This is a genomic window from Aeromonas sp. HMWF015, from assembly GCF_963878965.1.
In the GTDB taxonomy this organism is placed as follows: Bacteria; Pseudomonadota; Gammaproteobacteria; order Enterobacterales; family Aeromonadaceae; genus Aeromonas; species Aeromonas veronii.
Genome location: NZ_CAWNZT010000238.1, coordinates 1 through 1,494, shown reverse-complemented (window position 1 = coordinate 1,494; position 1,494 = coordinate 1). Strand labels below are relative to the sequence as shown.

The 1,494-nt window shown below is 48.9% G+C and carries 1 protein-coding gene; it reads left to right on the top strand.

The genetic code is table 11. The annotated features are described in order from the left end of the window. A partial coding sequence (locus AACS18_RS12815) for a hypothetical protein (RefSeq protein ID WP_181363277.1) occupies positions 1-1,416 on the top strand: 1,416 nt, incomplete at its 5' end. Between the last annotated feature and the right edge of the window lie 78 nt (positions 1,417-1,494).

The following is a 1,494-nucleotide window of genomic DNA, read 5'->3' as shown; positions in this document are numbered from 1 at the left end:
GTTAGTTTCTGGCTGAAAGCGGTAGCTAACTACGATACGGAGAAGACTTTTTTGGTTTTTGCTAAGGGAGCCCTTCAAGTTGATTCGGAAGCATGTCAAGAGGTAGTAACGATTAAGCCACTAGATATCAAACCAAAAGTAGTGTCAGTAGATGCCTTGCCTTCGTCGGTTCTGGCCGGTCAAGCTGCTCGGGTGAAAGTGACGCTTGATAAGGCTTATGACACTCGGCAGAATGTGTTTGTCAAGTTTATTCTTGGTTCAGCGGATGATGGCGATTTGACTGATACCGACATTCACATTGTCGAAGGTGCAACAGGAGGGGGAGGCTTATATCCCAATGGGGGATATGTAGGGGTAAACCCTGGCTCAGACTCCTTTACTCTCAGTATACCTATAAAGGATGATCGCGACCCCTATGAAGAAGTCTTTCATATCAGTGCAAATGTAGGTACCTCCTATGATGCAACTGGGGCCGTCACTGGTGAAGTTAAAATTGTGCCAATTGGAAGGGTTGGCAACATCAGTGTGACCCCATCTTCAGTTACAGAGGGGAAAGACATGCTTGCAACAGTGTACCTGGACGCTCGTCGCCCAGTGCCGCAACCTATTTGGGTTGGACTCAAGCCCTCATCCGCCCCTAGACTTATGATTGAGAAAGAAGACATATCGTTAGGTGCTATAACCGGTGGGAGCATTGTAGAGGCAGGGGGAGATGGTTTGTCTTGGAGGGTACTTGTTGATGCTAATACTAGTCAGATTTCCTTTCCTCTGATTACGTTGTTAGATGGGGATGTTGAGCAAGAGCAATTTATTATCTCTGCCAATCCAGGTGAGGATGATAGCTCCGTTGGTCGTGCAGAGTCGTCAGAGTTGACGATTATCCCGGCAACCTCACCGGTACTAGAATTTACTAATATCCCTCAACCAGGGCGCCCCGGAGAAATTGGTGGTGCCGCGTTAACACTCGATTATGGACTGTCACTGAGTACTGGTACCCCCGTCCCACTTAACAAAAAAGCATCTGAGGACGAGGTTGCCATGCACCTGTTGCAACGAGCAAGCAGAGCCCTCAAGTTGAGCGTTGTGCTAAGTGACATACCGTCTGAACAAGTTGATGGGCGTTCGTACTGCACCTTGGCATCCGATATGGGGCCCGTTGCGGTGCCATTGACTTTCGAACAGGGTAATGGCGGAAGCACTCAATCCATTGATTGTGCTGGTAACAGCAAACTTGAGTTGACCCTCCCTTCTTCTGGTTCAGGGTGGGTGACGGCTGCATCTAATCAATACACGACGACGTTGTCTGTGATTGCCACAATGAATGATCCGGTGTCTGCCAAGACCGTGAGTGGAGGCAGTTGGTTTGGTCAGGCTGTGACTGTCGGTCGCCTCACAGCTCGCGCTTCTATGGAGTGATTGATGTGTTAGTTGTTCGCGGTTATCCATTTGTTCTTTGCTTGCTGTTGATGTCAACGGTTACCTACGCTATCTCGT